This is a genomic window from Nonomuraea deserti (assembly GCF_004348685.1).
Taxonomy (GTDB): domain Bacteria; phylum Actinomycetota; class Actinomycetes; order Streptosporangiales; family Streptosporangiaceae; genus Nonomuraea; species Nonomuraea deserti.
Window position 1 is genome coordinate 1 of sequence record NZ_SMKO01000301.1, and the last position, 8243, is coordinate 8243.

General features: G+C 70.7%; 10 protein-coding genes. 5 read left to right on the forward strand and 5 right to left on the reverse strand.

Annotated elements, in window-relative coordinates; genetic code table 11:
- A partial coding sequence (locus E1292_RS48240; RefSeq protein ID WP_132606522.1) for a spermine/spermidine synthase domain-containing protein occupies positions 1–1389 on the reverse strand: 1389 nt, incomplete at its 3' end.
- Between the two features lie 182 nt (positions 1390–1571).
- Between E1292_RS48240 and E1292_RS48245 the strand changes: the two genes are divergently transcribed.
- Entirely contained in the window at positions 1572–2927 is a 1356-nt protein-coding gene (locus tag E1292_RS48245) for a S8 family serine peptidase (protein WP_132606523.1), read from the forward strand.
- Between the two features lie 46 nt (positions 2928–2973).
- Here the strand turns inward: E1292_RS48245 and E1292_RS48250 are convergent, their stop codons facing one another.
- Complete coding sequence (locus E1292_RS48250) at positions 2974–3699, reverse strand: ABC transporter permease (protein ID WP_132606524.1); 726 nt, start codon at positions 3697–3699, stop codon at positions 2974–2976.
- Positions 3699–4454: an ABC transporter ATP-binding protein gene (locus tag E1292_RS48255; protein ID WP_132606525.1), complete on the reverse strand. Its 756-nt coding sequence runs from the start codon at positions 4452–4454 to the stop codon at positions 3699–3701. The genes E1292_RS48250 and E1292_RS48255 overlap by 1 nt, the downstream gene beginning before the upstream one ends.
- Positions 4455–4520: 66 nt before the next feature.
- Between E1292_RS48255 and E1292_RS48260 the strand changes: the two genes are divergently transcribed.
- Positions 4521–5156, forward strand: coding sequence for a TetR/AcrR family transcriptional regulator (locus E1292_RS48260; RefSeq protein ID WP_132606526.1), 636 nt, complete (start codon positions 4521–4523; stop codon positions 5154–5156).
- Here E1292_RS48260 and E1292_RS48265 read toward each other — a convergent pair.
- On the reverse strand, positions 5153–5467 hold the full coding sequence (locus E1292_RS48265; protein ID WP_132606527.1) for a DUF4190 domain-containing protein: 315 nt from the start codon (positions 5465–5467) through the stop codon (positions 5153–5155). The genes E1292_RS48260 and E1292_RS48265 overlap by 4 nt on opposite strands.
- A 116-nt stretch (positions 5468–5583) precedes the next feature.
- On the opposite strand from E1292_RS48265, the gene E1292_RS48270 reads away from it, so the two are divergent.
- Entirely contained in the window at positions 5584–6399 is an 816-nt protein-coding gene (locus E1292_RS48270; protein ID WP_132606528.1) for an ion transporter, read from the forward strand.
- Here E1292_RS48270 and rpsD read toward each other — a convergent pair.
- Positions 6396–7010 (reverse strand): 30S ribosomal protein S4, encoded by a 615-nt coding sequence (gene rpsD, locus E1292_RS48275; RefSeq protein WP_132606530.1) that lies wholly within the window; start codon positions 7008–7010, stop codon positions 6396–6398. The two genes, E1292_RS48270 and rpsD, sit on opposite strands and share 4 nt — an antisense overlap.
- A gap of 77 nt (positions 7011–7087) precedes the next feature.
- Here rpsD and E1292_RS48280 point away from each other — a divergent pair, with 77 nt between their 5' ends.
- Together E1292_RS48280 and E1292_RS48285 are read left to right on the forward strand one after the other, a co-directional pair.
- A complete protein-coding gene (locus E1292_RS48280; RefSeq protein WP_132606529.1) occupies positions 7088–7789 on the forward strand; it encodes a DUF2470 domain-containing protein in 702 nt (233 codons plus the stop codon).
- A gap of 90 nt (positions 7790–7879) precedes the next feature.
- Positions 7880–8243 (forward strand): hypothetical protein (locus E1292_RS48285; RefSeq protein ID WP_220447429.1); only part of this gene is annotated, 364 nt, incomplete at its 3' end.

An 8243-nucleotide genomic window follows, 5' to 3' on the forward strand; every position in this document is an offset into this window, starting at 1 on the left:
GTCGGGGGTGCCGGGGGCGGCCCCGGCCCAGGCGGCGCCGCCGCAGCGCTGGTCGGCCTCGCTCAGGCCGGCGGTGATGACGGCCTGCTGGCCGGCGGTGCTGACGACGTCGACGCACGGCTTGTGGCCGAAGGCGCTCTGCATGGTGGCCGCGAGGCGGTCGACGAGCCAGCTCTCGCGGTAGTAGTTGTACATCGAGAACGCGCCGCCCGGCTTCAGGTGCTCGCGGGCGGCCTGCATGGCCTCTTCGGTGAACAGGTAGCTCTCCAGGCGCAGCGAGCTGGCTCCGGAGACGAGGGTGAGCGAGTCGGGCAGGGCGAAGAGGATGAGGTCGTACTTCGCGCCGGTACGTTCCAGGAAGGCACGGCCGTCGGTGATGTGGGTGGTGACGCGCGGGTCGTCGTAGGGCCGGTCGGGGTGGACGGAGCCGCCGAGCTCGCGCAGCTTGGGGTCGATCTCGACGGCGTCGACGCGGGCGGCGCCCTTGGACAGGGCGATCGCCACGTCGGTGCCGCTGCCGGCGCCGACGATGAGCACGTCCTTGGGCGGTTTGGTGGTCCGTTCGTACGGCAGGCCGTACTGGCGCTCCCACTGCAGCCGGGCGGCGGCGGGCACGGCCTGCTGGTGCGGGATGCCGTTGACCGCGATGTCGGTGACGGCGACGCCCAGCTGCTGGAGCTGCCTGAACGTGACCTTGTAGTACGGCGACCAGATCGCCCCCGCGGTCAGCGTCTCGGCCAGCAGCAGCCCGACGACGGCCAGCGAGGGCACGGTCACCAGGCCCACGTAGAGGGCGCGCGGCCGGGGCACCAGCAGCAGCGCGTAGCAGATCGCGGCGATCAGGCCCCAGAACACCGGCGGCGCGCTCAGGAAGGACAGCGCGGTGAACGCGGCGATGCCGGTGAGGCTGCCGACCAGGTCGTAGCGGTACGCCTCCAGGCGCGGCAGTTCGGGGAAGCAGCGTCCGACGAGCTCGGCGGGGCCCATGAGCACCAGCGCCGCGGCGCAGAAGATCACCGGCAGGATCAGCCACGCGGGCGGGCCGCTGGTGGACAGGCTCGTCCAGTACAGGACGCCCTCGGTGTTCCTGTCGACGGTCACCGGGAAGGTCAGCACGACCACGACCAGGATGGCGAGCACGACGGGCGAGTAGTAGGGCTGCCGCCGCGACCGGCCGACGCGCAGGAAGCCGAGCCCGATGCCGAGGAACGAGCCGAGCAGCACGAAGTTCGTGAAATAGCTGAGGTGGACGATGTTGGATCCGGTCCACCTGATCAGCGCCAGCTCGAGGAAGAGCATGAAGGCGCTGGCGAGGATGAGCCTCGGCCGCACCGCCAGCCAGTGAGCCTTCTCCCCGTCGTCGACCGGCGTCCGCGCCTCCAGCGTCATGCTGCCTCACCGTAGTGAAAAGATCGCCGGCGCGGAAGTCCGGCGAGCCGCGGACAAAGATGTCCGCTTCGCGGTGATTAGCGCATTTCCGCAGGTCAAAACCGGTGGGATCCGCTGGACGTGGGCGGGCGGATGCAGGAATCTGGGGACGTTCGCTCCCCCACACACGTTGGTGGTGACACATGCGGGTCCTGATCCAGCTCCGTCCCTCTCCCGACCTGGTCGCGGCCGTCGCCGACCCCGGCCAGGCCGCCACCACGGCCGACGTCGCCGACGGGCTGCCCGGAGTCGAGCTCGACTCGGCGTTCGTGCCCGTGGCCGTGCCACGGCCCGTCCCCTCGACCGGCGGCGACCCGCTCTCGCTCAATCAGCCGCTCGACTTCTCCCTGGCCGCCGAGGACGCGTCCGTCCTGGTCCGGGGGACGATCTCCGACGACGAGCTGGCCTCCAGGGTCACGCTGCTGCCCGGCATCAGGCCCGACGTGGTCGGCATCTTCGCCGATCCGGTCATCGAGTCCGCGGTGTGCGGGGGCGATCCGCCGGCCGGCGACTGGCACGACGTCGAACGCCTGCTGCACGTCCCCAGGCTGCATGCCGAGGGCCTCGACGGCGCCGGGGTCGCGCTGGCCGTGCTCGACAACGGCATCAACGCCGCCCACACGGCCAGGCAGCTCGGCAGGGGCGTCACGCTGGACGCCGAGCGCTCCTGGAGCCCGCCGGGAGTGTCGGGCACGCCGGGCGAGTTCGAGGTGGACCACGGCACGATGTGCGCGTTCGACGCGCTCATCGCGGCCCCTCACGCGTCACTGATCGACATCCCGGTGCTGCTGTCCACCCGGCCGGGCGGCTCGGCGATGGACGGGCTGCTGTCGGACGCGGTGTCGGCGTTCGCGCACCTGCGCAACGTGCTCGACGCCCAGCCCGCGGGGTCCAGGGCGCTGGTGGTGAGCAACTCGTGGGGATCGTTCTCGCCCGAATGGGACTTCCCCGTCGGGCATCCCGGCAACTACTCCGACAACGCCGCCCACCCGTTCAACCTGATGGTGGCCGGCCTGGACCGGGCGGGCGCGGACGTGCTGTTCGCGGCGGGCAACTGCGGCCGCGAGTGCCCCGACGGCCGGTGCGCCTTCCCCGCGCGGCCCATCGTGGGCGCCAACTCCCATCCGAAGGCCCTGTCGATCGGCGGCATCGACGTCAACGGCGAGCGGGTGGGCTACTCCTCGCAGGGGCCCGGGCGGCTGACCGCCCGCAAGCCGGATCTCTGCGCGTACACGCATTTCTCCGGGTCCCAGGCGCTGGGCCCCGGCTCGCCCGACTCGGGCACGTCGGCGGCGGCGCCGGTGGCGGCCGGGCTCGTGGCTGCGGTGCGCACCATGTGGCCGGCGGACAGGCTGTCGCCCGCCCAGCTGCGCGCGCTGCTGCGGCGCACCGCGGAGGACCGCAGCGAGGTGGGGTTCGACTACGGCTACGGTTACGGGATCGTGGACCCGGCGGGCGTCATCGCGGCCCTTCAGCGCCGCGCCAGAAGCGCGGCTTGACCAGCGCGGGCGTGGCCGGAGCGCCGCCCGGCCACGCCACCGCTCCTTACGCGTTCTCCCTGTTGAACACGCGCGTCCCGATGGTGAGGCTGACCACGGCGAAGACCGCGGTCACCGCCACGCCGGCGGCGACCGTGCCCGTCAGGTAGTGGCCGTGGAACAGGTCGCGCAACGCCTCCAGCACATACCGGAACGGGCTGACGTGCGAGAGGGCGTCGAGCCAGCCCGGCGCCATCGACATCGGCAGGAACGAGCCGGACAGCAGGACGAGCGGGATCACCGCCGTGGACATCGCCGGCGCGAACAGCTGCTCGTTCATCGTCAGGGCGACGGCGTACGACAGCGCGGCCAGGCTCAGCCCGAGCACGACGACCAGCACGAACCCGGCCACCAGCCCGAGCGCGGGTGCGCGCAGGCCGAGGGCGAAGGCGACCGCCAGGAGCAGCAGCGTCTGCAGGATCAGCGTGACCGCGTTGGTGAGCACCCGCCCGAGCAGCAGCGCCAGCCTGCTGGCAGGGGTGACGCGCATCCGCTCCAGCACGCCGGAGCGTTTCTCGAAGACGATGCCGAACCCGGCCAGCCCCATGCTCATCAGGCCGAGCTGGATGATCAGGCCCGGCACGAGCGTCTCCCAGGTGCCGAACGTGGTGAAGATGGGCCCGAACAGCACCAGGAAGAGCAGTGGCTGGACCGCGCCGAAGACGACGCCGACCTTCTGCCGCAGCGTGACGCCCACGCCGTGGCGGAACAGCACCCAGGTGTCGCGGAGCATCAGGCTCCCTTCCCCGACAGCGCGCTCTCCTCGCGCAGCGACCTGCCGGTGATGTCGAGGAACACGTCGTCGAGCGTGCGTCCGCCGGTCTTGAGCTCGGCCGGGGCGCCCTCGGCCACGATCCGGCCGTGGTCGATGATCAGCAGCCGGTCGCAGAGGGCGTCGGCCTCGTCGAGGTAGTGGGTCGTGAGGAACACCGTCATGCCCTTCTCCTCGCGCAGCGCGCGGATGTGGCCCCACAGGTTGGCCCGGCTCTGCGGATCGAGGCCGGTCGTCGGCTCGTCGAGGAAGAGCAGCGCCGGGTCGTGCAGCAGCGCGAACGCGATGTCGAAGCGGCGGCTCTGGCCGCCGGAGAGCGCGCCGCCGAGCCTGGTCTCCAGCCCCGCGAGGTCGAGCCCGGCCAGGACCTCGCGCGTCTTGGCCGCGGACTCCTGGCGGCTCAGCCCGTAGAGCATGCCCTGGAGTTCGAGCTCTCCCTTGAGCGGCGCGGTCGGCAGGATGCCGCCGCCCTGGGCGACGTAGCCGATGTTCCTGCGCACCTCCTTCGCATCGGCCCGCAGGTCGTGCCCGGCCACCGTGGCGGTGCCGGACGTGGGGCGCAGCAGGGTGGTCAGCATGCGCATGGTCGTGGTCTTGCCCGCGCCGTTCGGACCGAGGAAACCCACGATCTCACCGGGCTCCACCGATATGCCGACGTCTCTGACGGCCTCCACGCCGCCGTCGAAGGTCTTGCTCAGACCCGAAGTCTTGATCATTTCATCGCCTCCAAAATTGAGGTAACCACAAAATTGGCGTTACTGCAATTTTGGTACGATGGCGACATGGGTGAGGGGCTGCGGGAGCGGAAGAAGCGCGAGACCAGGGAGCGCATCGCCGACATCGCGATGGGCCTGTTCATGGCCAAGGGGTTCGACAACGTGACAGTGGCAGAGGTGGCGCGGGCCGCCGACGTGTCGGTCAACACGGTGTTCAACTACTTCAGCACCAAGGAGGACCTGTTCGCCGACCGGCAGGACCTGGCCGTGGACCACCCCGTGCGGGTGATCCGGGAGCGCGAGCAGGGAGAGAGCGCGGTGGGGGCCTTCCGGCGCGACGTGCTCGACGCCATCGCCACCCGGCACTGGCGATACGGGTTCAACCTGGGCGCCGACGTGTTCGCCAGGATCGTGGACGCCAGCCCGGCGCTGGTCGCCCGGCTACGCGAGATGCACGAGCAGCGGGAGCAGGCGCTGACCCGGGCGCTCGCCGACGAGCTCGACGCCGACCCCGACGACCTCCGGCCGAGGCTCGTCGCGGCGCACATCCTCACCACGACGCGGCTGCTCACCCACTACTCGGTGAGCAGGAGACTCGCCGGCGAGCAGTGGGAGAGCATCGAACCCGACCTCAGAGCACAGGCGGAGAAGGCGTTCGACCTGCTGGAACCGGGCCTCGGCGACTATGGCCGGCGGCGCTAGCCGCCGCTCTCGAAGCCGCCGGTGACGAACGCCATCCCCAACCCGAAGATGATGAACCCGAACGTGAGCATCATCAGGACGCTGCTGATGATGCCGCAGATGCGGCCTGCCTGGATGGAGCCGCGGTTCTCGTAGTAATAACCGCTCTCGTCGATCTCGCGCAGCGCTCTGTTGCCCATCACCCAGGCGAAGGGCCCGAGGATGCTGCAGATCACCAGGCTCAGGATGCCCAGCACGAGGATGGCGGTGCCGTTGGGGTGACTCTGCGGGGGCGGGCCATAGGAGGAAGGGCCGTAATACGGATAGGACATGCCGTCCGCCCCCTCCCCCGCCCGGTGTCGTGTGGGTTTATATCACAGTCTCCTGCTTGATCATCTTGCGCCATCATTGTGGGGCAACACGATCATTGCCTTAGGAGCCTACCCCCGTGCGTGAACGCATGCGCGACTTCCTCGCCCACCGGCGCTTCCAGCGGTTCATCGTCGCCGTCATCCTGACGAACGCGGCCGTACTGGGACTCGAGACCTTCCCCGGGGTGGTCGAGCGCCACGGCGACCTGCTCACCCTCGTCGACCATGTCGCGCTCTACATCTTCGTCGTCGAACTGCTGGCCAAGGCCTACGCCGAGCGTTCGGCGTTCGTCCGCGACCCGTGGAACGTCTTCGACGCGGTGATCGTCGCGATCGCCCTGGTCCCGACGACCGGCGGCCTGTCGGTGCTGCGCTCCCTGCGCATCCTGCGCGCGCTGCGACTGCTGTCGGTCGTGCCGAGCCTGCGCCGCGTGGTCTCGGCGCTGCTGCGCGCGCTGCCGGGAATGAGCTCGATCGTGGTGCTGCTCTCCCTGGTGCTCTACGTGGCCGCCGTCATGGCCACCAAGCTCTACGGGCAGGCCGCCCCCACCAGGTTCGGCAGCCTGCCCACGTCGTTGTTCACCCTCTACCAGACGATGACGGGTGACGACTGGGGCAACATCGCCAGGGAGGTGATGGACCGCCACCCGTCGGCCTGGATCTTCTTCACGATCTTCATCCTGGTGTGCACGTTCGTCGTGCTGAACCTGTTCCTCGCGGTCGTGGTCAGCGCGATGGACGAGGAGAACTCCGAGGAGCGCGCCGCCGCCAGGGAGGACACCGGCGACCGCACCCAGCGCATCCTCGACGAGCTCGCCGAGCTGCGCAAGGAGCTGTCCGAGCTGCGCGCGGAGCGGGCCGAGCTGCGCGGAGCGGGCCCTGGACTGAGCTAGCGGGAGTAGAACTCCACGACGAGCTGCTCGTCCACCGGAAGGATGATCTGCTCGCGCTCGGGCCGGTGGGTCAGCGTGAAGCGGAGGTCGGCGTGGTCGACCGCGAGGTAGGGGGCGATCCGCTCGTCGGCGTACACGCCCTCGGCGGCGGCCACGAACGGCTGCATCCTGCGCGAGCGCTCCCTGACCGTGACCACCTGTCCCGGCCTGACCAGGTAGCTGGGGATGTCCACCTTGCGGCCGTCCACGGCGATGTGCCCGTGGTTGACGTACTGCCTGGCCGCGTAGATGGACGGCGCCAGCCCGGCACGCAGCACGAGCGAAGCCAGGCGGCTCTCCAGCAGCGTGACCAGCTCGGCGCCGGACGCGCCCGGCTTGCGCAGAGCGAGGTCCCAGTAGCGGCGCAACTGCCGCTCGGACACGTCGTAGTACCAGCGCAGCTTCTGCTTCTCCATCAGCCGCAGGCCGTAGTCGCCGGTGCTGCGGCGGTTGGTCTTGCGGCCGTGCTCGCCCGGCGGGTAGGGGCGCTGCTCGAAGTAGCGGACGGCTTTCCTGGTCAGCGGGACGCCCGCGCGACGTGACAGTCGCACCTTCGGACCGGTGTAGCGCACGTTCACCTCGATGTGATTAGGTGTTCCTTACTTAGGCGAGCCTAACCTAACACGATTGCTGCCCTCAAGGAGGCGTCATGCTGCCGATCCCCGAGCGGGTCCGCACCCTCGCCGCGACCGCCGGAGTCGCCAAGCTGTCCGTCGACGGCGTTCCGTCCCCCGCACGCGGCGGGGTCGACGAGCGCGGGCGTCCGGTGCTCCTGGTGCTGCCCGGGGAGACGCTGCACGGCCTGCGCGAGGACGCCGTCGTGGCGGTGAACCTGACGGCGATGCGGCAACTGGGCTCCGTCACCCACCCGCGCGGGCTGATCGAGGTGCAGGGCTGGGCGGAGGCCGTTCCTGAGGGCGAGGCGCGCTCCTCGGCGGTCGCGGTGGCCACGCACTGCCCGGACGAGAGCCTGTTCGAGGCGCTGGAGCGGTTCGGGCAGCCGGACGCGCCCCGGCTGCTGCGGCTGGACGTCGGCCAGGTCGTCTACCTGACCGGGCAGGAGTCGGGGACGCTCGACGCCGACGACTACCTGGGCGCGGCGCCCGACCCGCTCGCCGAGACGGCCGAGCAGGTGCTGGCCCACGTCAACGCCTCACATCGGCCGCAGCTCACGGCCGGCGTGTCCAGGCAACTGGGCGAGCAGGCGGGCGAGGTGTGGTTGTGGGAGCTGGACCGGTTCGGGGCGACCGTGCGGGTGGACGAATCGCTGGTGCGTTTCCCGTGGCCGCGCCCCGCGCGTTCCGGCCTGTGCCTGGAGACGGCGCTGCGCGGGCTGCTGTGCACGTGCTGAGCGTCCACCGGACAAGAGGATCATCCTGGATTTTTGGTGATTTACCAGCACATTGCCCGATCGGTCCGACACATCTCTAGCATGTGAGGGATGACTGGACCGCGCCGTGGACCTGGGCCCGCCGCGCCCGCCGACGAGGGCGGGTGGCGCGGGCGGGCGCTGATGGTCACCGGCGTCCTGCTCGGAGTGCTCATGCTGGTCGCGGCCGCCATCCTGGTGGTGCGTACGCCGTACCGCAGCGACCTGGAACCGCTCGACTGGCCCGCCGTCTCCGACCGCGTGCCCGGCGACGTCCCGCCCTTCCCCCCGATCACGGAGCGTCCCACCACCACTCGCACGGCCACCCCGTCACCGGGCGGCACGCCGGCCGCCTCCACCCAGTTAGCCTCCGCCGACCCGGTCCAGCCCGACACCACCCGGCTCTCCCCGCCCGCCTCGACCAGGCGCGCCCGCC